At 43.1% G+C, this 21,996-nt stretch carries 25 protein-coding genes; 8 read left to right on the top strand and 17 right to left on the bottom strand.

The window, feature by feature from the left end; genetic code table 11:
• Positions 1–8: 8 nt before the first annotated feature.
• From E0H88_RS00810 to E0H88_RS00755, 12 genes are all read right to left on the bottom strand, one after another.
• Positions 9–1,448, bottom strand: a complete 1,440-nt coding sequence (locus tag E0H88_RS00810; protein WP_131272743.1) for a M48 family metalloprotease — start codon at positions 1,446–1,448, stop codon at positions 9–11.
• Positions 1,449–1,534: 86 nt separating this feature from the next.
• Positions 1,535–2,503 (bottom strand): 2-hydroxyacid dehydrogenase, encoded by a 969-nt coding sequence (locus E0H88_RS00805; protein ID WP_131272742.1) that lies wholly within the window; start codon positions 2,501–2,503, stop codon positions 1,535–1,537.
• Entirely contained in the window at positions 2,500–3,165 is a 666-nt protein-coding gene (locus E0H88_RS00800; RefSeq protein WP_131272741.1) for a hypothetical protein, read from the bottom strand. The genes E0H88_RS00805 and E0H88_RS00800 overlap by 4 nt, the downstream gene beginning before the upstream one ends.
• A gap of 97 nt (positions 3,166–3,262) precedes the next feature.
• Positions 3,263–5,113: a M48 family metalloprotease gene (locus tag E0H88_RS00795; protein WP_131272740.1), complete on the bottom strand. Its 1,851-nt coding sequence runs from the start codon at positions 5,111–5,113 to the stop codon at positions 3,263–3,265.
• 129 nt (positions 5,114–5,242) lie between these two features.
• Positions 5,243–6,781 (bottom strand): amidophosphoribosyltransferase, encoded by a 1,539-nt coding sequence (gene purF / locus E0H88_RS00790; protein ID WP_092818439.1) that lies wholly within the window; start codon positions 6,779–6,781, stop codon positions 5,243–5,245.
• 24 nt (positions 6,782–6,805) lie between these two features.
• On the bottom strand, positions 6,806–7,390 hold the full coding sequence (locus E0H88_RS00785) for a CvpA family protein (protein ID WP_131272739.1): 585 nt from the start codon (positions 7,388–7,390) through the stop codon (positions 6,806–6,808).
• Positions 7,387–8,397 carry a quinone-dependent dihydroorotate dehydrogenase gene (locus E0H88_RS00780; RefSeq protein WP_131272738.1) on the bottom strand — a complete coding sequence of 337 codons (1,011 nt, stop codon included), beginning with the start codon at positions 8,395–8,397 and terminating at the stop codon, positions 7,387–7,389. The genes E0H88_RS00785 and E0H88_RS00780 overlap by 4 nt, the downstream gene beginning before the upstream one ends.
• A 90-nt stretch (positions 8,398–8,487) precedes the next feature.
• Positions 8,488–8,967 (bottom strand): type II secretion system protein M, encoded by a 480-nt coding sequence (locus tag E0H88_RS00775; RefSeq protein WP_092818442.1) that lies wholly within the window; start codon positions 8,965–8,967, stop codon positions 8,488–8,490.
• Positions 8,967–10,106, bottom strand: a complete 1,140-nt coding sequence (gene gspL, locus E0H88_RS00770; protein WP_131272737.1) for a type II secretion system protein GspL — start codon at positions 10,104–10,106, stop codon at positions 8,967–8,969. Before gspL ends, E0H88_RS00775 begins: the two co-directional genes overlap by 1 nt.
• Positions 10,107–10,136: 30 nt before the next feature.
• Positions 10,137–10,592 carry a phosphohistidine phosphatase SixA gene (sixA, locus tag E0H88_RS00765; RefSeq protein WP_092818444.1) on the bottom strand — a complete coding sequence of 152 codons (456 nt, stop codon included), beginning with the start codon at positions 10,590–10,592 and terminating at the stop codon, positions 10,137–10,139.
• 71 nt (positions 10,593–10,663) lie between these two features.
• Positions 10,664–11,737 carry an NAD(P)H-dependent glycerol-3-phosphate dehydrogenase gene (locus E0H88_RS00760; RefSeq protein WP_092818445.1) on the bottom strand — a complete coding sequence of 358 codons (1,074 nt, stop codon included), beginning with the start codon at positions 11,735–11,737 and terminating at the stop codon, positions 10,664–10,666.
• A 33-nt stretch (positions 11,738–11,770) separates the two neighbouring features.
• Positions 11,771–12,346: a nitroreductase family protein gene (locus E0H88_RS00755; protein WP_092818446.1), complete on the bottom strand. Its 576-nt coding sequence runs from the start codon at positions 12,344–12,346 to the stop codon at positions 11,771–11,773.
• A gap of 228 nt (positions 12,347–12,574) precedes the next feature.
• On the opposite strand from E0H88_RS00755, the gene E0H88_RS00750 reads away from it, so the two are divergent.
• The gene (locus E0H88_RS00750) at positions 12,575–12,955 is read left to right on the top strand and encodes a hypothetical protein (RefSeq protein ID WP_092818447.1); all 381 of its coding nucleotides are present in this window, start codon (positions 12,575–12,577) and stop codon (positions 12,953–12,955) included.
• A gap of 125 nt (positions 12,956–13,080) precedes the next feature.
• On the opposite strand, the gene rhlB is transcribed toward E0H88_RS00750, so the two are convergent.
• Positions 13,081–14,232, bottom strand: a complete 1,152-nt coding sequence (gene rhlB, locus E0H88_RS00745; RefSeq protein ID WP_131272736.1) for an ATP-dependent RNA helicase RhlB — start codon at positions 14,230–14,232, stop codon at positions 13,081–13,083.
• A 99-nt stretch (positions 14,233–14,331) separates the two neighbouring features.
• Entirely contained in the window at positions 14,332–14,544 is a 213-nt protein-coding gene (locus E0H88_RS00740; protein ID WP_004648643.1) for a cold-shock protein, read from the bottom strand.
• Positions 14,545–14,926: 382 nt separating this feature from the next.
• On the opposite strand from E0H88_RS00740, the gene E0H88_RS00735 reads away from it, so the two are divergent.
• The 5 genes from E0H88_RS00735 to E0H88_RS00715 all read left to right on the top strand — a co-directional run bounded on the left by E0H88_RS00735 (position 14,927) and on the right by E0H88_RS00715 (position 17,693).
• The gene (locus E0H88_RS00735; RefSeq protein ID WP_131272842.1) at positions 14,927–15,160 is read left to right on the top strand and encodes a sulfurtransferase TusA family protein; all 234 of its coding nucleotides are present in this window, start codon (positions 14,927–14,929) and stop codon (positions 15,158–15,160) included.
• A 140-nt stretch (positions 15,161–15,300) separates the two neighbouring features.
• The gene (gene rpoH / locus E0H88_RS00730; protein ID WP_092818450.1) at positions 15,301–16,170 is read left to right on the top strand and encodes an RNA polymerase sigma factor RpoH; all 870 of its coding nucleotides are present in this window, start codon (positions 15,301–15,303) and stop codon (positions 16,168–16,170) included.
• A gap of 146 nt (positions 16,171–16,316) precedes the next feature.
• Positions 16,317–16,682 (top strand): DUF423 domain-containing protein, encoded by a 366-nt coding sequence (locus E0H88_RS00725; RefSeq protein ID WP_092818451.1) that lies wholly within the window; start codon positions 16,317–16,319, stop codon positions 16,680–16,682.
• A 16-nt stretch (positions 16,683–16,698) separates the two neighbouring features.
• Positions 16,699–16,896 carry a sulfur carrier protein ThiS gene (thiS, locus tag E0H88_RS00720; RefSeq protein WP_131272735.1) on the top strand — a complete coding sequence of 66 codons (198 nt, stop codon included), beginning with the start codon at positions 16,699–16,701 and terminating at the stop codon, positions 16,894–16,896.
• 11 nt (positions 16,897–16,907) lie between these two features.
• A complete protein-coding gene (locus tag E0H88_RS00715; protein ID WP_131272734.1) occupies positions 16,908–17,693 on the top strand; it encodes a thiazole synthase in 786 nt (261 codons plus the stop codon).
• 62 nt (positions 17,694–17,755) lie between these two features.
• Here the strand turns inward: E0H88_RS00715 and E0H88_RS00710 are convergent, their stop codons facing one another.
• The 3 genes from E0H88_RS00710 to E0H88_RS00700 all read right to left on the bottom strand — a co-directional run bounded on the left by E0H88_RS00710 (position 17,756) and on the right by E0H88_RS00700 (position 19,482).
• Positions 17,756–18,076: a putative quinol monooxygenase gene (locus tag E0H88_RS00710; RefSeq protein WP_131272733.1), complete on the bottom strand. Its 321-nt coding sequence runs from the start codon at positions 18,074–18,076 to the stop codon at positions 17,756–17,758.
• Between the two features lie 26 nt (positions 18,077–18,102).
• Positions 18,103–18,684 (bottom strand): NAD(P)H-dependent oxidoreductase, encoded by a 582-nt coding sequence (locus E0H88_RS00705; protein WP_131272732.1) that lies wholly within the window; start codon positions 18,682–18,684, stop codon positions 18,103–18,105.
• Positions 18,685–18,870: 186 nt separating this feature from the next.
• Positions 18,871–19,482 (bottom strand): glutathione binding-like protein, encoded by a 612-nt coding sequence (locus tag E0H88_RS00700; protein WP_092818456.1) that lies wholly within the window; start codon positions 19,480–19,482, stop codon positions 18,871–18,873.
• Between the two features lie 218 nt (positions 19,483–19,700).
• On the opposite strand from E0H88_RS00700, the gene E0H88_RS00695 reads away from it, so the two are divergent.
• Both E0H88_RS00695 and trmB read left to right on the top strand, forming a co-directional pair.
• A complete protein-coding gene (locus tag E0H88_RS00695; protein WP_092818951.1) occupies positions 19,701–21,149 on the top strand; it encodes a SulP family inorganic anion transporter in 1,449 nt (482 codons plus the stop codon).
• 130 nt (positions 21,150–21,279) lie between these two features.
• The gene (gene trmB / locus E0H88_RS00690) at positions 21,280–21,996 is read left to right on the top strand and encodes a tRNA (guanosine(46)-N7)-methyltransferase TrmB (RefSeq protein WP_131272731.1); all 717 of its coding nucleotides are present in this window, start codon (positions 21,280–21,282) and stop codon (positions 21,994–21,996) included.

The following is a 21,996-nucleotide window of genomic DNA, read 5'->3' as shown; positions in this document are numbered from 1 at the left end:
ATATCCAGCTAAATTCTGAGCTGTCGCTCTTTTTGCATTTCCTGAATCCGTGCTTTTAATTTTGCCGCCAGCATTTCATTATCTTTAATCAGGCGCTGGGCATGCAATAAGGATTTAATCGCATTTTCTTCCAATCCTGACCAGTATTCCACTTCTGCCCGGTAACGCAGCACATTCACCGTTCTAAACGGTGACTGCCGGTCTATATTGGCCGCTTGCTGCATCAGGCGCCAGGCCTGAATATCACGCGGATTTTTATTGATAAAGCGCTGAATCAGGCTGAATGCCAGTACAGGCTCTTTTTGACGGATATAGACTTCTGCCAGCTTAAAAGCCAAAGCCCGGTTTTCCGGCATGATCCGTGCTGCCGATTGAACGGCCTGATAGGCTTGCTCGGTTTTATTTTGTCCCAAATAAATATCGGTCTGAATTAAAACCAATAAGTTATTTAAACGCTGCTGTGCTTTCGCCTGATTCAAAACCTGCTGTGCCAGAACATAATCGCCCTGTTTTAAATAAAATGCGGATAAAACCAGCTGGCCGGCAAAATTATTTCGATTTGCCAAAACCTGGAGTTGCTGTTCCGTCGCCTGATTTGAAATGACCCGGCTATACCATTTCAGGATTTCAAAATCTTCATCATGTAAATTTGATTTTATACGGGGAAATTGATTAGCCCTTAAACGTGCCTCACTCATCCGCTCGGTGCTGAGTGGATGGGTGAGCCAGAAATCAGGCAGAAAACTGACTTTACTGGTTGCCCGGTCCATCACTTCAAAAAAATCCGCCATACTTTGCGGATTATAGCCTGCGCTATACATATACTGCATGCCAATCCGGTCCGCTTCACGCTCCTGATTACGGCTATAGTTCAGCTGTTTATCCATCATCGCTGCCTGAGAACCCAACATCACTGCAGTTCCGGCATCGCCATCCGCTTGAGAAGCAATCAGCGCACCGACCAGCAATCCCGCCAAGGTTAACAGGCCCTGCCCCTTAAAAGCTTCCTGTGAACGACTGTAATGACGTTGTGACACATGCGCCACTTCATGCGCCATCACTCCAGCGACTTCATCCATATTTCGGGCAGATATCACCATTCCCGTGTTGATGGCAAATAACCCACCCGGAACAGCAAAAGCATTGATTTGCGGATCATTGATAATCACCAGACCTATGGGCTGACCCAGCTGGGTCTGGCTTAAAATATGTGAAAATACACTCCCCAACTGATCTTCCAGCCATGGATTCTGCAAAACGGGCATTTGATGCTGTACTTCACGAAAGACTTTTTCACCAATCATTCTTTCTTTTTGCTGGTCAATCAGACCAACCCCACTGCCAATTTCAGGAACATTCAATTGCGGCGTTGAATTGAAATTTGCACTGTGCGTTAATGCCATGGCTGAAATCAAAGTGATGTTGCAAGCCCATAAAAACCGTTTCAATGTGATGTACTCAAACTGCTTTTTTTCAATTTATCCGAATATAACATTGAAAATTGGAGCAATTTGCAATGAAGTGTTATCAAATTTTAAGAAAAGGCAGGATTCACCAAATAAGGAGGTGTACGTCCTTCCAGGGCCTCAACCAGGTTACGATAAGCCAGTTCAGCCATTTTTTTACGCGTTTCCGCAGTCGCAGAACCCACATGCGGCATAGTCACCACATTTTCCAGAGCAAAAAGTTCTGATGCCTGTAAAGGTTCTTTGGCATAGACATCCAGTCCGGCAGCAAAAATTTTACCTGCTTTGAGCGTATCAATCATTGCCTGCTCATCCACCACGGAACCACGGGCAATATTGACAAAAACTGCATGTGGCTGCATTTGATCGAACTCGTGCTGCCCAATCAGAGCTTGGGATTCTGCATTTAAATCCACAGCGACCACCACAAAATCAGACTGTTTCAACAACTCATTCAAGGCACAGTAGCGGGCGTTTAAGGGCTGTGCCAGTTCCAGTTTTTCACGGCGGTTATGGTAAAGAATGTTCATGTTAAAACCATAAAAACCACGCCGTGCAATCGCAGCGCCGATATTGCCCAAACCGATGATGCCGAGCGTTTTACCAAAAATATCCTGCCCGAATTGTGCCGTCCCCACAGTGCGTTGCCAATTGCCCTGCTTGGTCCATTGATCCAGGGCGGGAACTTTACGTGCTGCGCTCATCAGCAGGCTAAAAGCCAAATCGGCCGTGGTTTCAGTTAATACATGCGGGGTATTGGATAACCAGATTTTTTGCTGGTTTAAATAGGCCAGATCATAATTGTCATAGCCCACACTGACACTGGAAATAATTTTAAGCTGTTGTGCTGTCGCCAAATTATCTGCATTGAGCAAACGCCCTGCACCAATCATGCCATCGGCATCTTTCACCTGTTCACGTATCTGTTCATTCACATCACCCTGTTTCGGGTTGATAATGACCACCTGATATTGTTGTTGTAATCGCTGAAGGATATCCCGATCTAACTGGCTAAAAACCACGACTTTCTTGTTCATGTTCCATCCGTGTTGAGAGGCGATTTTTGCATAAACTGCCACAAGCGTTTTTTTAACAGGGGCTGATCCAGCATTTCCTGCAAACCCGCCAGATTGATGCTTTTTGAATGTTTAAAATAAGCACATTGCCCGAGAAAAATAATGTTTTTATCTGCAGTGATTGCGTCTAAAAAGCCTTGCACATAACTTTCCGCGCCATGACCATCCTGAAAGTTCATCAAAGGAAATGGCCACTGCAATTCATAATATTCAGCCAGCACCGCATGCTGGATATTATTCCAAAGCTGCTGCTGCTCGGCGGTGATTTCGGTTGCATCGACCACAATGACACAATGTAGCAAACTCAAGGCCTGCAATTGGAACGCTGCTATTTGTAGTGCTGCACGCTCTGCAATCACTTCAGCAACAACTTCAGCTTTTTCTACACTTGCTGCAACTGGAGCACTCAACGGCTCGACATGTTCAAATGCTTGATTTTGATTTTCTTGAAGCTCTAATGGCAATACAGCTGGCGTTTTTTCCAGCACAATTTCAGTCTGATATTCAGCTGCAGCCTGATCTCGCCACAGCGATGAAGATGGCATTTTTTGACATGCAACATCCCGGGGAATCCAGATATCGATCCCCAATGTTGCCAATATGTCACGCTGATGCCCGATCATCTTTCTTCATCACCAATTGAATACTGGGTATTCTAACGAGATTACTGATTTTTTGCTGTGCTTTTATTGAATCATCACCCATTTTATCGCAGCTTGTTCAGACAATCATTAAACTGTTTTTCTTCTGCATCAACTCGACAATTTCATCGGTTTCAAAACCAAAACGCCAATACAGCAGCTGCAGAACATCAAGCTCGTCCTGGGTAATAATGCGGTCATTCCACAAACATAACTCAGCAACCCCTAAAATACTTAAACGGTCACGAAGCAGCAAACCCGCAATATCATTTAATATTTCTGCCAGATCAATTGGCTCATCCGAAATTTCGGCATACATTTCCAGTTCCTGTACCGTCAATACCCGGTGGAGAATTTTTTTCCGCACATCGAGCTGATTCTGGCTATTAATCTGTTGTACATGCAACAAGGCATCAATCAGGCGTACGATCTGCGGCTTGACATCTTCCAGTGAAGTCGGGGTATGCAATGGCAGCAGATTTAATTCAAATTTCACACACTCCAGCAATAAAGCATCCAGCAGACCAATTTCCCCATCTTCCTGAATAATTCGCGCCAGTTTCATTAAAAACTGGCGTGCAATGGTCGCAGGCATCGTGCCGATATTTTTACAGGCTTCGTAAAAGATGGAGATATGCACCCGACCATCCAGATGCAGCAATGAATCGACAATGGCGCGACTGACTTCTGCCTCGGCAGGAATAAATTCACGGTATTGGCGAATCATTAAAATCGCCACCATCACCTCGCGTGAACCGGTTGCAGTCTGCAATGCCCGCTGGATCAGTTCAGGACGTTGCATGTTGTCGCGAATTTCTGGTTTTAAGGGCTTGATGGCATCATTAATCGCAAAACTGATTGGTGATAAACGCAGCAATGGCAACGGCTGTGGTGAACTCCACGGCGTATAGACTTCACTGTTCAGCTCATCAAGCGAACGAAACAGACTGAATAGTGGCTGATTACGCAATTTTTTTAAATTTTCAAGCTGCAAATCCTGCACCAGACCAGGGTTCAATTCATAAATACGCTGTTCGATGCTGGGATGAATATTCATCCAGTTTTGTGGACTTAAAGAGTTGGCAAAACACATGTGCGAAATGGATTCGGCATATTCACTGTGAATTTGCGAACCTGAATGATGGACATAAATTCTGAGTAAAGTTTGCACATTGGCATCGTTTTGAATCAGGCGCCTGGTTTTCTGGTCATTTTTAAAGGTCCGGCTACCCAGCGAAATATATTTAATCAGACGGGTAATCAACACCCCCAGGCTTCCAATCAACCAGATTATTCCTCCCAGGGCCACGAAAGAAGTGGCAAATTTATGTGTATGTGCCTGACCATGCTTGGTAAAACCCAGTTTGGCAATTTTACTGCCCCACTGGCTCAAAGTGCTCAGACTACTGTAGAGAATTTTTAAGCGGGTGTTTTCAGCGGTTTCACCAGACAGAATTTTATTAAACTCATGACTGAGCAAACCATAAAGTTCCAATTCATCCAGATTCTGTAAAGCGCCCCAAGTCAAAATAATCACAATATCGCGCGGATAAAACCCTGCGGTCAGCGCATTCACGCCAACTTCATCGGGAAGCACATAGATTGCCGGTGCCTCAATTAAAAAAGTATCCGCCAGTTGTTCAGTAATTTTAAGGGCAATGCTTTCTTCAGGAATACTTTCGATAAGACTTAAGCGGCGAGCCCCCATCTGTTTTGCCAGTGAGTGTCCGCCTGAACGAAAGACATAAAACTCATACAATACAGAAATAGCCATTACGCTCAGCAAAAGCACAATCAGATAAGGGCTCAGTACATGCCAGAAGATGGATTGAGTCTGGTCAAAATAGAAAACGTTCAATCCGACAATAGTATTTAAAATAAATAACGAAAGCAGCACCGCAAGCAGACAAATACTTGCAGACCAAACCATATTTTTATTTTTTATGAACAAATAACCCGCACTTTTCAATGTAAATTTCCTGTATTACATTGTATTTATTCACACATCATAAATTAAAAAAGCGGGAATTTCCCGCTTTTCATGGTATGCCAGAAGAATTTATTCTTCTTTCACACCAGTCAAGTCTACTGATGCTGCATCAATATTGACATCAATATAACCATCTTGAGCCTTTTTAGCAGAGTCGTTACGCTTGCTTTCCAGTTCATCCAGATAAGCTTCATCGATACCGCCCGCTACATACACACCATCAAACACCGAACAGTCAAATTCCTGTAATGCCGGTACCTTGTTAGTACGAACTGCACCTTTTAGATCTTCCAGATCCTGGAAAATCAAACGGTCTGCACCAATAATTTCACGGATTTCCTCAACACTGCGGTTCGATGCAATCAGTTCCGCTTTTGCTGGCATATCAATACCGTACACGTTTGGATATTTCACCATCGGTGCAGCCGAAGCAAAGAATACTTTTTTCGCACCCGAATCGCGAGCCATTTGAATGATTTCGTTACAGGTGGTACCACGTACAATCGAGTCATCTACCAGTAAAACGTTTTTGCCTTTGAACTCCAGTTCAACCGGGTTGAGCTTTTGACGTACTGATTTCTCGCGTTGTTTCTGGCCAGGCATAATGAAGGTACGCCCGATATAACGGTTTTTCACAAAGCCTTCACGGAATTTAACACCCAAAGTATTTGCAAGCTCTAAAGCTGAAGTACGTGAAGTATCTGGAATTGGAATCACCACGTCGATGTCGTGCTCATCTCCCCATTCACGGATGATTTTGCTGGCAAGCTTTTCACCCATTTTTAAACGTGCTTTATACACTGAAATGCCGTCAATAATGGCATCTGGACGTGCAAAATACACATATTCAAAGATACAAGGACGATATTCAGGATTAACCGCACATTGCTTGCTAAACAACTCACCCTTCGAGGTAATGAAAATGGCTTCGCCTGGCTCGATATCACGTTCAACCCTAAAGCCTAGAGCGGTAATCGCCACAGACTCGGAAGCAATGATATATTCAGTGCCGTTTTCAGTTTCACGCGAACCATAAATCAGTGGACGAATACCATTCGGGTCACGGAAACCCACCAGACCATGTCCGGTAATCATGGCAACGACCCCATAAGCACCTTTGCAGCGCTCGTGTACACGTGACACCGCATTAAAGATATCTTCCGGAGTTGGATTCAATTTGCCACTTTTCTGCATTTCATGCGCAAAAACGTTCAACAATACTTCAGAATCCGAATCGGTATTCATATGACGAAGATCTGTTTTAAACAAATCTTCATGAATTTCTTCAGCATTGGTCAAGTTACCATTATGCGCCAAGGTAATCCCGTAAGGCGAGTTCACGTAAAATGGCTGTGCCTCTGCACTGCTTGAAGAACCCGCTGTCGGATAACGCACATGACCAATACCGTAATTGCCTAGCAGGGCACGCATGTGACGCGTATGGAAGACATCTCGCACCATACCGTTGTCTTTACGCAGGAATAGCCGCCCGTTATGACAGGTTACTATTCCGGCTGCATCCTGACCACGATGCTGTAACATCGTCAATGCATCAAACAACATTTGGTTAACGGGTGACTTACCAGCTATACCAACTACTCCACACATAGCAACCTCGCAAACAAGCTAGGATTAATAAAAAGGATTATTTGTTGATTCGCCTGTACGCACTGCATGTTTCTGCGTTTTTTCAGACGATGTGTCGGAAGATGACGCTGCATCTTCAGACTTGATATGAGAAAGTGCCCCTTGCGCCGCTTCTTTAGAAAGTTCAGTCGCCCAGGGTGCATACGGAATAAGGAGTTGTACAAATTTAGACTGTTTCCAGTGCGGAGAACTTTCCACCCAGGGGCCCAGGCCCTGCATGGTGATGAGTACAATCAATAAACCTTTTAAAGAGCCAAAAGCGCTACCCGCCAAACGGTTTAACGGGCCAAGTTTCAGGCTTTTTAATATCTTGTTGAGTAAGGCAGTAATAATCCAGGTTAAAACCACCATCAGCAATACAATAAATGCAAAAGCTGCTATTTTTTGTACTACTGGATCTCCACTGAGTGAGACCATCGAAGGTGCCAGGATGGTAGCGTATTTTGCACCGACTATGAGTGCAAAAACCCATCCTACCAAGTTCGCAAAGGCTGAAACCAATCCTTGTCGCAAACCGTTGAGCCCTCCAATGAGCAAAATAATCAGTATGAAGATATCCAGCGTATTCATGGCGTGTTTAAAGCATCAATACAGTCTTTAATCAGGGCTGGACCTGTATATATGAGGCCACTATAAATTTGTACAAGGCTGGCACCTGCCTGCTGTTTCGCAACGGCCTGTTCGCCAGACAAAATCCCGCCTACCCCGATCAATGGAATCTGACCTTGTAATACTTTAGCAAAAGCGGCAAGACAAGCGGTACTTTTTTCAAATACAGGAGCACCAGACAAGCCACCCGCTTCATTACCATATTTCAGGTTTTCCACCCCTTCACGAGACAAGGTGGTATTGGTCACAATCAAACCATCAATTTTAAACTGGATTAACTGTTTGGCAATGAACTGAATATCTTCATTGCTCAGATCCGGTGCAACTTTCAGCACCAGAGGCACATAATGCTGATGCTCTTCCGCCAGTTCAAGCTGACGCTTTTTCAAGGTTTGCAGCAACTCGGTCAAGGCATCGCCGCTTTGCAGGCTGCGCAAATTTTTGGTATTCGGCGATGAAATATTGACCGTGATATAGGAAGCGTAGTTATAAACTTTTTCCAGGCAAATCAGATAATCATCAACGGCATTTTCAACAGGAGTATCGGCATTTTTACCAATATTAATACCCAAAATACCCTTGAATTTTGCTGCCTTGACATTTTCAATCAGCTTGTCTACCCCGTCATTATTAAATCCCATACGGTTAATAATGGCCTTGGCTTCAGGCAAGCGAAATAAACGGGGATGCGGATTGCCCGATTGGGGACGTGGTGTAATGGTTCCAATTTCAATAAAACCAAATCCCAGTCCAGCCAGGGCATCAATATAAGCGCCATTTTTGTCTAAACCGGCTGCCAAACCTACCGGATTGGGAAATTCAATTCCCATACAGGTTACAGGTTTGGACGCTACGTTTTGACGCATCATGCCCATGCGATGGGCTGATTTCAATAACGATAGTGTGAGCTCATGTGCACGCTCCGGTGCTAAAGAAAACAACAAAGGGCGGGCAAGAGAATACAACATATCTATAAAAGTCTACTGCTTTTTAAGTCGCCATATTATAGGCATAGCCCGGAGAAAACACCATGCTTAGCAGATCTTTATTTTTACCCTTTATTGCACTGTCGCTGTTAATTTAATCTGCCCCGCCTCGGAAATTAATTCTATTTTCTCAAGACTTAGACCCATCTGCGCCAATTGGGTTAAAAAATTTGCCAAAATGGCATAATTTTCATGTGCCGCAACAATCTGGATTTGCTCGCCTGTTTGTTGGGATGCCACAGACAATCCCTGCTGCTGGGCAACGCGCTGGACTTTATCTGCCGCACTTAACTGCACATCATCTGCAGCTTTCATGGTCACTGCATTGCTTTGCATCCATACGATCATGTCTTTAAAGTCATTGACCCGATTCTGTTGTTTATTCGCAGCGGCATGCATATACCAAAGTGCCGAACCAATGGCCGCAACCAGCACAAAAATCGTGGTAAAGATCACCAGATAACGTTCACGTTGCGACAGCTGATCCAGATAATCCGTGACTCGTTCAATGAATTGGTCAATCGAGTTTTGCAGTTTTTCTGATGTATTCATTATTGTATTTTCACCAATCCAATTGCACCTGCACCATTGGGCTGAATATTGCCTAATTCTGCCTTAAAGCCTTGCTGATTGAGCTGCTGGGTCAAGTTTTGCAAAGCAGCCGCAGAGTTGGCTTTCAATTCCATATTTAAAATAGAAGCATCATAATTGATCCGATTAGCCACAATCTGATTTTGCATCAGTACCGGACCAATCCGGCTCAACAACTGCAAAGCTTGAGTGTTGGCACTTTTATTCAAGCGTACATGACTTTCAAACTGGCTTTTTAAATTCTGCTCGGTCACACGGCTGCTCTGACCAAACCAGTACTTATACTGATCAATGGCTTGTAATGCAGTCTGGTCTGCCACTTTTTTATATTTATACCAGCGTGTTGCGTCATAGCCAAACTGGACCACAACAGCAGCAACCAAGACTGCAGCACACGCTTTCCAATAGCCCGATATACCCTGACTGTTTTTAGCTTTAGGCAGAATATTAAAAGGATGATGTTGCGCTTTTTTTAATACCGGTACTTCATAATGAAAAGATTCAATCCGTTCATGCGTCACCATGGCTTCAAGGCTTTGCATTTGTTCAGCAGTAAAGTTGCTGATTTTATAAGATTGTCCCGGAGTCTGATAATCTAAAAAAAGTGCCAGATCATCTACCGAATTGCCCATAAATTCGCTTTCACGGACCAGCAAGCGTCCTGACAGATTCGCAATGATGGTTTGCCCCACCTCTGGAACCGGTAAAATAAGAAAATCCGGTAATAAGGAAACGACCTTAACCGGGATTAAGTTCAAGGCATGTTGTAAGGTTTCAACGGTGCTATTAGCTACACCTAAAATGATCAATTGATCTGGATTTTGAAAATGATGCAATATTTTCATTGAATCGATGGGTAAAACCACAAATTCTTCTAATAAATATTTCACCCCATCCGCACCCAATTTCTTGTATTGGGGCCTGGATAGACTCTGTTGCAGCATTTGTACATCGCGACTGGGAAAAAATACAATCGCTTCCTGTCCATGATAGCCTTGAATATCTTGAATTAATTGTTCAAGACTAGAGGCCTGAGACCAGCTCTCTCCAGTCGACCATTGCCAAACCCCATTGGCTTCAGGCATCCATAAATACAACATTAATGTTTTTCTGCCGTTTTAATTAATATTTTATGCGTTTGGAATAAAACTTTTTAACTGTGTTGATAAACCAGTTGCAATCACTGCCTGTTCATATATCCGCGCTTCAGCCAGAGCATACGGATGAAAAGGTTCTGCTGTCAACAATGCTGCAATATGCGCCACCACATTCATATGGCACACTACCACAATAGACTCATAAGGAAGCTGAGACAGCCAGTCCACTGCCAATTTTGCGTCATCATCCGGCTTAATCTTATTGCATACCAGCACGGGTACATCACGAAAATAATGTTGCAAATGTGCCAGGGTTTCCTGCGCACGCAATAAAGGACTCACCACAAAGGCATCAGGCCGGATAATATCCTTTAAATATTCTGCGGTAAGTTGGGCCTGCGTATGTCCACGCTCGGTCAAAGGACGCTTGTCATCATTGCCATGCACCGCAGGAGCGGCTTCACCATGACGGACTAAGGTAAGTTGCATAAAAATTCCTTATTTTCAAATATGCAGCCATTATAACCAAGCTTTATGAACGCAATAAGATGATTTAAAAATTACACTTCATTATGAGGTAAAACAAATTCTACATCACTGCGGTGGCCATTTTTCATGAGTGAAAGTGCAATGCTTAAAGGTGGCGCACCTTCAAAAATCACATCATATAAAGCACTGGTAATTGGCATATACACACCCAATTCTTCCGAACGGCTGCGCACCTGCACAATGGTATTGATCCCTTCCGCAGTTTGACCCAATTCTTGAGTGGCCTGTTCCAGGGTCTTACCTGAACCCAAGGCAAAACCCACCTGATAGTTACGGCTGAGCGGACTATTACAGGTAGCAAACAAGTCACCTACGCCAGACAATCCCAGGAATGTCAGCGGGTTTGCACCCAGTTTCACTGCAAAACGGCTCATTTCTGCCAGTGCACGGGTCAGAATCATGCTCTTGGTGTTTTCACCCACCTTATAAGCAGCAGCCATGCCCATGGCAACCGCATAGATATTTTTTAATGCCCCGCCCAGTTCCACACCATGCACATCATCGCTACCAAAAACCCGGAACAATGCACTATGCAGCGCTTGCTGTACGGCATAACGTACCAGTTCAGATTGACTGGCAATCACCGTTCCTGCAGGTTGCCCGGCCATAATTTCCTTGGCCAGATTCGGCCCGGAAAGCACACCATAGGGAACCTGAGGCAATTCTTCACGAATAATATCGCTCATGAAATGGAAAGTTTTCGCCTCAATGCCTTTGGTTAGAGAAATGACGGCCTGCGAGCTGATAAAAGGCTTGATTTGTTTCAGTACATCTCGAAAAGAATGGCTAGGAATAGCCACCAGAATAATGTCACGATTACAGACAGCCGTTTCTAAATCCGATACCGCCTTTAAACCCGGCTCCAAAACAAAATCGGGTAAATAGCGTTTATTGATATGGGTCTGATTAATTTCTGCTGCTGCTGCCTCATCACGAATCCAGATCATGGTGTCACAACCATTGCGTACAGCAGTATTGGCCATTGCCGTACCGAAACTGCCACCACCCAACACGGTTACACGCAAGGCCGTTTTTTGATCAATTGCAACCGGTTCAACAAGATCTGAAAATTTCAACTCTGACATTATTTTTATATCTCAAATTATGATTCAATACAGTTACTTATTCCAATAACTGACATAGTTTTGTGTATCCACTGCTGTACGCGCTGGAATCGCTTTCGCTGCGGTTCCAATATAAATAATTCCAGAAATTAAATCATCTTCTGACAGCCCCAAGATTCGCTTAAACAATGGCGACTCAACCACTGCCCCGCTACGCCACATGGTTGAAAAGCCCTGCACTTGCAAAGACAACAAGAAGTTTTCAATTGCTGCGCCTGAACTTAAGGTCTGTTCAAAATTAGGCACTTTCGGATGGGGCTGAAATTGGGTTAAGGCCAAAACCAGTAATGGTGCACGAAATGGATGATTTTTTACCCGATCCAATTGAACAGGATCAGTTTCACCTAAATCCGCCAAAGCTCTGGAAAGCAACTCCCCAAAAGCTTCACGCTGATCACTCGGAATAACAACAAAACGGGTGGGCTTTAACCGATGATGGTCCGGCGCAGTCAAAGCCGCCTGAAAGGCTTTCTCCAGTTGCTCTGCATTCGGAGCAGGCTCAACCAAATGCCCAATCGACTGACGCTGATGAATATTCTGATGAACCGTATCTACCGCTGAATCCGTCATTGACTTTGATATCTGTTTACTAAAATATTTCACCAAGATTAGCATAATCTTGTTCCGTTACTCTAGAGCGTTAATTGAATGTCTACTCCACAATGGCCGACTGAACTAAGCTTCAGTCACAGAGAGTTCATATAAAGCTGCATATTTCATACAAGCCCTTCAAAAATCATTCAAAAAATCATGTTCAAATAGCTTAAATTCTCTTTAAAACAATCCAGGGGGAAAAAGATGAAACACGTCTTTGCACTCGCTTCAACAGTTGCCGTTGCTCTCGCCTTAACTGCCTGTGCATCCAATCCGACCACATCTTTAGCGATTCAAAAAGAAAATAATCAATATGAAGTGACGGGAATTGGTAAAAGCAGTTTAATTTCTAAAAATAACGCGATTACTGCAGCAAATAATGCCTGTGGTAAAAAAGCCACCCCTGTCATCGTGAATGAAAAAACTGAATACAACGGTGCCTTAAAAGGGGTAGTCGATGAGCAAACCGGACAAATGATTCAGGCTGCAACCACGGTCCTTGGTACCTTGGCTGGCAAAAGTGGCAGTCTGGCACGCGATGAAGACTATCAAACCGTACTGACCTTCACTTGTCGAGCCAACTAGCATCTAAATAGTGGCCTGTTTCATCTTTCATTGAATAAAGCTGTCTAAAGCCCAAACAAAAAAGCCGCTTATTGAAGCGGCTTTTTGTTTTATCTATTCTTAATGCTGAAATAAATTTCTTAAAACTAGCAATAGCCTTCCAGACGGGTCAAAGGTAATTTCTGGCCAATGGCTTTTTCAATTTCCGGAAGATAGAACGCATCATCTTCAGACAGGAAACTGATACTTACCCCACGCGTTCCCGCACGACCGGTACGACCTATACGATGAACATAGTCATCTGACTGTTCAGGCAAGGTAAAGTTGATCACATGTGAAACGCCATCCACATGAATACCACGACCTGCAACATCGGTTGCGATCATAATATTATGCTGACCGTTCTTAAACTGATCCAGCATTTTCAGGCGCTTGTCCTGTGCAATTTCACCTGAAAGCATCACCACCTTATAACCGTCTTTTTTCAGGTGATCATAAAGCTTGCGTACCTGGTCACGACGGTTGGCAAAAATCATGACTTTTTCAATCGGCTCATCCCGCAGGATTTCTTGCAACAACTTATATTTATCTGTTTTGGCAACCATATACACGCGCTGTTCTACATCGGCATTGGTTTTCTTTTCCGGCTCAATTTCCACAGTCACCGGTTCGAACAACCACTGTTGCGCCAGATTCAACACATCATAGCTAAAGGTGGCAGAGAACATTAAGGTTTGACGTTGTTCTTTACGTGGAGAAAAACGCACAATACGTTTTACCGATGGAATGAAGCCCATATCCAGCAAACGGTCTGCTTCATCAATCACCAAAAATTCAATCTGGTCCAGCCAGACTTCTTTTTGTTCTACAAAGTCGATTAAACGACCTGGTGTCGCCACAATAATATCGACAAAATTTTTATCCAGCTGGGCTTTCTGATTATCAAAATCTACCCCACCCAGCAAAGTCACCAGATGCAGGTCGGTAAATTTGGTCAGCTCTTTGGCATCACTTTCAATCTGTAAAGCCAGCTCACGTGTAGGCGCAAGAATCAGCGCACGCGGCTCGCCACGAAAGCGTTGTTCTTTAATCGGATTATTCAGCAAATCATTAATGACACTGACCAGGAAAGCCGCTGTTTTTCCTGTACCGGTTTGTGCACGGCCAATGGCATCATGTCCAGCCAAAGTGAATTTTAAAACCTTTTCCTGAATAGGTGTCATTTCTTTGAAACCTAAAGCATCAATCGCCTGTTTCAGTTTCGGATGTAAATTTAAGGTTTCAAAACCAGATGACATATAAAGGTGCTCTAACTTAATGATCAGGAAAAATAAGAATCTATTATAAACAAAAACGCCCCAAATTACATTGGGGCGTTCTCATGAATAATCAGGCGATTAGTCTAAAGGTTGTACTTCTTCCGCTTGGAAGCCTTTTTGACCTTTAACTACGCTGAATTCAACACGTTGACCATCACGAAGTGAACGGTGGCCGTCACCTTGGATAGCGCGGAAATGAACGAATACGTCGTCGCCGCCGTTACGTTGAATAAAGCCGAAGCCTTTAGTGTCGTTGAACCATTTAACTACGCCTTGTTCACGAGCTGTCATAAGTTAATCCTCATTGTATTTAATTAAAGGACCACCCGGTGTTGCAAACAGCAGAGTAAACAAGGTTTAAAAATAATTATTATTTCTAAGCTTGTAATCATTCTGTATTACTATTAACAAAATCCCGGTTACATCCATTGCGATATTCATTTTAAGACAGCTGAAATAGCGTCATTAATTTTGAATACGCGACGAGCTTAACACGGGTTTATGACAATTCATACTGTTTTTTTTGATTAATCTTCTTTTTGATTCCGCTTCTTTTTTACTAATTATTTCCTTATTTTAGATAAGTACTTTTATGTTGAAGTTATATAATTTTATTGGGCTTTGGCACCAAATTTGCTAAGATTTAACTAAATTGAATTAGATATTGAATGTGATGAATGATCTGGCCAATTCAGCAGTAATCATTGATGCGATGGGCAAGCCTTGCCCCATGCCCTTATTGATGCTTAAACGAGCAATTAAGAATAATTCTGGCGGCATTTTTTTACTCAAGTCTTCAGATCCGCATAGTCAGCAAGATGTAACGCGTTATTGTTCGATGCATCAAATGAACTGCAATATGACCAAAATTTCTGATTTTGAGTATCACTACTTAATTGAATCTTAATTATTTTCAATTAAACTAGAACGTTTCAAATGTGCATAAAAAATTACATTTCTCTACCCAAATTTCCTAATTTCAGGGAAATATTGGATTAAGATAAATTTATTAAGATGGTTATGTCATCCAACTCTCAAGGAGAACACATGAGTGACAGCAGCAATCAATTGATGCCCCTGTCATTATCGGCACCAGGGGTAAATCTCGGTGCTTATATTAGTACTGTCAATCAGATTCCTATTTTAACGGCTGAACAAGAAAAAGAGTTGGCCGAACGCTACTTTTACGACCAAGATTTAGATGCTGCGAAAATGCTCGTGATGTCTCATTTACGTTTTGTGGTGCATATTGCCCGCAGTTATGCCGGTTATGGTTTGCCGCAAGGCGACCTGATTCAGGAAGGCAACCTCGGCTTAATGAAAGCCGTGAAACGCTTCGACCCGAATATGGGCGTGCGCTTGGTGTCATTTGCCGTACACTGGATTAAAGCAGAAATTCATGAATACGTGATTCGTAACTGGCGTATTGTTAAAATTGCCACCACGAAAGCCCAACGTAAATTATTCTTTAATTTACGCAGCTTAAAAAAGTCCAGTAAAAAACTTACTCTGGACGAAGCACAATCCATTGCCAATGACTTGAATGTCACGCCTGAACAGGTGCTGGAAATGGAAGGCCGTCTGACTGCCTATGATGCTGCTTTTGAAGCACAAGGTGATGATGACGATGAAGGTTCAACCCACGTCGCTCCAGCCTTGTATCTGGAAGATAACCGCTACGATCCGGCACGTTTGGCTGAAGAAGAAGATTACGAAGAACAAAGTACTTCTGCCCTGCATGATGCGATGGATCAACTGGATGACCGTTCACGCAATATTTTACAGCGTCGCTGGCTGGATGATGAAAAATCGACACTGCATGAGCTGGCTGCAGAATATAACGTGTCTGCCGAGCGTATTCGCCAGCTTGAAAAAAATGCCATGGAAAAAATTAAAGTGGCTATGTCATCCAACTAAGTGGTCGAATACATGTAGGGTATTTTGAAAAAAGGGCTGAGTGCTCTTTTTTCATCTTTAGGCTGCGGTAATGTTGCTTTTTGCCTTTCGTGCAAGTGCCAGAATATGCTAAGTTATGCGCAAATTTATTCAGGTGGTCATTGCTTATGTGGATTGCAATTTCAGCCCTCAATTTAGCTTTTGCCGTCATGCTTGGTGCTTTTGGTGCCCATGGCTTAAAAACACGTGCTACTGAAGCTCAATTGGCCTGGTGGCATACCGCAACTGATTATTTTTTCTATCATGCGCTTGGACTTTTGGCGCTTGCCATTTTAGCCAAAGTGCTTCCCCAGCTTCCCATTAAAGCCAGCTTTATCCTGATTCAGGTCGGTATTTTCTTTTTCTGTGGCTCACTGTATGTCATGGCCTTAGGCCTACCCCGCGTTTTAGGTGCCATTACTCCAATTGGCGGTGCTTTGATGATTGCTGGCTGGCTGGTTCTGGCGTGGAATGCCTTTAAATACGTGAAATAAATAAAGGGAATGAATGATGCAGATTTATTTAAATGGCGAAGCAACAAATACCACATGCACCAATCTATTAGAATTAATTCAAGAGCTTGAACTTGAAGGTAAACGTTTTGCTGTAGAACAGAATGAAATGATCATTTCCAAAAGCAGATTGGCACAGACCCCGATTTGCGCTGAAGATCATATTGAAATTATTCATGCCGTCGGTGGCGGTTAATCGGAGCTCCCATGGAAGACACCCCACTTATAATTGGTTCTCGTACATTTAATTCACGCTTATTGGTCGGTACAGGTAAATATAAAGATTTAACCGAAACCGATTTAGCCATTCAGGCCAGCGGTGCAGAGATCGTCACTGTCGCAATCCGTCGGGTCAATATCGGCCAGCATCCGGATCAGCCGAATTTGCTTTCGGTTGTGCCGCCAGAAAAATATACCATTCTGCCCAATACTGCAGGCTGCTTTGATGCCAACAGTGCCGTGCGTACCTGTATGTTGGCGCGTGAACTGCTGGATGGGCACAACCTGGTGAAACTGGAAGTGCTGGGTGATGAAAAAACCCTTTACCCGAATGTCACTGAAACCTTAAAAGCAGCACGTACCTTAATTGACGACGGTTTCGAGATTATGGTCTACACCTCGGATGACCCGATTATTGCTCAGGAATTGGAGAGTATGGGCTGTGTAGCGATTATGCCTTTGGGCAGTCTGATTGGTTCAGGTCTGGGCATTTTAAATCCGCATACCATTTCCATTATTAAGGAAAATGCCAAAGTTCCGGTACTGGTCGATGCCGGTGTCGGTACTGCCAGTGATGCCGCGATTGCAATGGAACTGGGCTGTGATGGCGTACTGATGAATACCGCCATTGCCGCTGCACAAAATCCGGTTTTAATGGCCTCTGCAATGAAAAAAGCCGTTGAGGCTGGTCGTGAAGCATTCCTTGCTGGCCGTATGCCACGTAAACGCATGGCCAATGCCAGCTCACCTGAAACCGGTTACTTCTTTAAATAATTTTAATTCAACAATAAAAAAGGCGATATAGATCGCCTTTTTTATATTTCAAGAAAATGCACTTAACGGTTTAGCCCTTTCTGCATAATCCGGATTTTTACATCCAATACATCATCTTTAACTTGCTGCTGGTAGGCTTGCATATGTGGAGTCTGTAAATGTGCATTTAAATGTTCAATACTTTCCCACTGTTCTAACATGGTAATTGAATCAGGCACTTTAGTCTGATAATGAACATTTGAATCATGATCTACCAGTAATTCATAACCGTGACAGCCTTCTTCCTGCAAAACAACAGGTGTTATATTCCTAAAGGCATTTAATACATTTTCACGATGTTGAACACCCGGGCGAATCTGAATATCTGCAATCACAATCAACATAACCTACTCCCTAAACAACCCATCAATTAAGCAAAAATATTCATCAGATGTTGACGATAGTCATGTTCATATTGAGCAACATTGGGCATCTTAATCACATCATTCACAATGAAAGTTTCTAAACTTTGCATACCCAAAAATTGATTGGCTTTATGAAAGGGCAAATAAACCCCGTCGACCCCGACACCCTGAAAAAATTGCTCAGGATCATTAAACGCTTCGATGGGTGCATTCCAGGTTAAGGACAACATATACTTTTTATCGTGAATGAGACCACCTGAACCATATTTTTTCGATGCGTCCGAACGCGATCGGCCATCACTGGCATATAAAGTGCCATGCCCTTCGGTAAAAATATCATCCATATATTTTTTTACTGTCCAAGGTGCACCCATCCACCAGCCCGGCATTTGATAAATAATGACATCTGCCCATAGATATTTTTGAATTTCTTCCTGAATTTCATAGTCGCTATCTGCACGGGAAATTTTAACGCCATGCCCCAATTCACTCAGCACAGCATTTGCCAACTCAGTTAAAGTGTCATTTAACTCGCCATTCGAGTGTGCAAATTGCTTGGCACCATTTACGATCAGGATATTACTCATTTATTCGCCTTTGAGGATTCTTTGTCAGCGGTCAATATACTTAAATACCTTATTGATAAAAATTCATGTATTTGCAAAATACTATTGATAAAAAATCAACAATAAAATTATTGATCAAGCAGCTTCCAACCAATTTTTAAAGCTAAAAAAGCACCCTCAGGTGCTTTTTCAAATCAATGAAGAGAATTAAGGAATCAAGCCTTCATCTCGCATGGCAATCTGTACTGATTGACGTTCTGCCACTTTATTACGCAGGGCAATAATATTTTTATACGGCGTAAGATCATGACCAATACCATTCGACCAGTTTGTGAGTACAAACAGATAAGCATCTGCCGGACCAAAGTTATCATCTACCAGATAATCGTTATCTGATTCGCCAATTGCTTTATCGATATAAGTCAATAAACGGTCGATTTCGGCATAAGCTTTTTCTTTCGCTTCTTTTTCTAGGGGAGCCCCAAAGAAAACTGCATAAGCATCATGTAATTCTGAGTTTAAATATCCTAACCATTCCAGAACTTTGGCACGTCCTAGTCCTGATGGTGGAATCAAATCTTGTTTAGGGTCGTGCTGAGCAAGGAAAGGTAAAATGGCAACGTTTTCAGTAAGAATCAGACCCGGATTAATTTCTAAGGCAGGAACATAACCTTTAGGGTTAATCTCGTAATAATCTGTTCCTTTTTCAGTTTTATGTGTTTTTAAATCAACGCGCTCCAAGTCAAAATCAACATTAATTTCATTTAAAATAATGTGTGATGCCAAAGAACATGCACCTGGAGAATAATAAAGCTTCATACCTGATCCTTGTTATATATCTATTCACTGTTTTAAATTGCTTCTAACAAACTTTCAAGTGATCAAACCTGTAAATTGCAAAAAAGCGTAAATGTATAAAAATCACTTACTCTTTGAATATTGTATAAATCACGCATATTTTCAAGTCAAACTCGTATGCTTTTTTGACTGAACTTGTTTTACCATACGCATCTTTAAAATTTGTGAAATCAATTAGCGTGATTAACCTGAAAAAAGAACAATGGTTTTCCAATATCCGTACCGATGTATTGGCGGGTCTGGTGGTAGGTTTAGCCTTAATTCCCGAATCCATCGCTTTTTCGGCGATCGCAGGTGTTGACCCGCAAGTCGGCTTATATGCCTCTTTTTGTATAGCCGTAACGATTGCTTTTTTTGGCGGTCGCCCTGCCATGATATCTGCGGCTACGGGTGCCATGGCATTATTGATGATTACCCTGGTGAAAGATCATGGGCTGCAATACTTATTGGCTGCCACGATTTTAACCGGGATCATTCAGGTGATTGCAGCCTACTTTAAAGTGGCAAAACTGATGCGTTTTGTTTCGCAGTCCGTAGTTTATGGTTTTTTAAATGCCCTTGCCATTTTGATTTTTGCCGCACAACTGCCGGAAATGAGCAAAATGGATAGCTTAGGCTATTTATTTATGGCACTGGGTCTGGGCATCATTTATCTGTTTCCTTATTTGCCCAAAATTGGCAAAACCCTTCCCTCACCTTTAATCTGTATTGTGGTACTGAGTGGTTTAGCTATTTTACTGGGTGCCGACATGCGTACCGTCAGTGATTTGGGACAGTTTCCGGATACTTTGCCAATTTTCCTGATTCCAGGCATTCCGCTGAACTTCGAAACGCTGCAAATCATCTTCCCTTATTCCATCACTCTAGCCACGGTCGGTTTACTGGAGACCATGATGACCACCACAGTAATTAATGAGGTGACTGAAACGGAATCCGACCGTCATCAGGAATGTCGCGGCCAAGGGATTGCCAATATTGTCAGTGGCTTTATGGGCGGTATGGCAGGTTGCGCCATGATCGGCCAGTCCATCATTAATGTATCTTCAGGTGCACGTACCCGACTGTCAACTTTAGTGGCTGGCGTGTTCTTGCTTTGTCTGGTTGTTTTTTTTAAAGACTGGCTGGCTTATGTGCCCATGGCAGCATTGGTGGCGATTATGGTGATGGTAGCCTTCACCACTTTCCAATGGGACTCGGTCAAACAGTTCCGTCAGCATCCTGCTGCATTTAATGTGGTGATGATTGCTGTGGTGATTGTGGTACTGGCAACGCATAACCTGGCTTTGGGCGTGTTGACTGGTGTGCTGCTGTCTGCACTGTTCATTATCAACAAGCTGGAAAGTGAAGTGAAAGTACAATCGACCTTGCACAATCAGCAACGCCACTATGTGATTACCGGGCAAATCTTCTTTAGCAGTTCAGAAAAATTCTTCCAGTTTTTTGACTTTAAAGAAAATGTTTCCAAAGTTGTGATCGATCTGAGTCATGCCCATGTTTGGGATATTACTTCAGTGAATATGCTGAATAACGTGGTGCAGAAATTTAAAGATCAAGCTATTGAGGTTGAAGTGATAGGCTTGAACGAAGCCAGCAGCACCTTGATTGCTCAATACAATCAATCTTCATAAAAGATAAACAGCTTTCGGGTTCTTTTATTTTTAAAGCTACTTTTAGCGACCGAAAAAACCGAGAAAAGTTTGACTTGTCAGACTCAGGACTTAAAATACCGCATTCGTATTTTTTACATTTGCCAAAATTATGTCGAACGATCCATTAGACCAGCAAGTCGTAGAGCTGGACAACTTGAATGAACATCGCGAAATTGTCACTTTTATGCGTCGTTCATCTCCGCTGAATACCTCTCAACGTACTGCGCTTGAACAATATGGTCACCTAATTTTGGAATATCCGGTGGGTGATTTACGTCAGCAGTTTGAACATCCAGAACGTCCGCTTACTGTAGAAATCGGTTTCGGTATGGGACGTTCACTGGTGCTGATGGCGAAAGCCAACCCTGAGCGTAACTATGTCGGTATTGAAGTGCATGTTCCGGGTATTGCGCAATGTGTGTATGAAGCGGGTATGGCAGGCTTAACCAATCTACGTTTGCTTGATGCCGATGCCATTCAGGTACTGCGTGAAATGCCTGACAACAGCATTAACGCGATCCAGCTGTATTTCCCTGATCCATGGCAAAAGAAACGTCATTTCAAACGTCGCTTTGTATCGCACGACCGTATGCCGCTGGTTGAACAGAAACTGGAAATGGGCGGTACCTTCCACTCGGCAACCGATTGGGAACCTTATGCTGAATGGATGCTGGATGTTTTGGATAACCGTCCAAACCTTGAAAATATGGCCGGCAAAGGCAACAGCTACCCTCGCCCGGACTGGCGTCCGCAAACCAAGTTTGAGCGTCGCGGCTTAGAGGAAGGTCATAAAATCAATGATTTTCTGTTCAAGAAAATCAAATAA

The organism is Acinetobacter sp. ANC 4216 (genome assembly GCF_004331195.1).
GTDB lineage: Bacteria > Pseudomonadota > Gammaproteobacteria > Pseudomonadales > Moraxellaceae > Acinetobacter > Acinetobacter kookii.
Note: the sequence above shows the minus strand (reverse complement) of the source record. Positions and strands in the feature narration are given on the sequence as shown.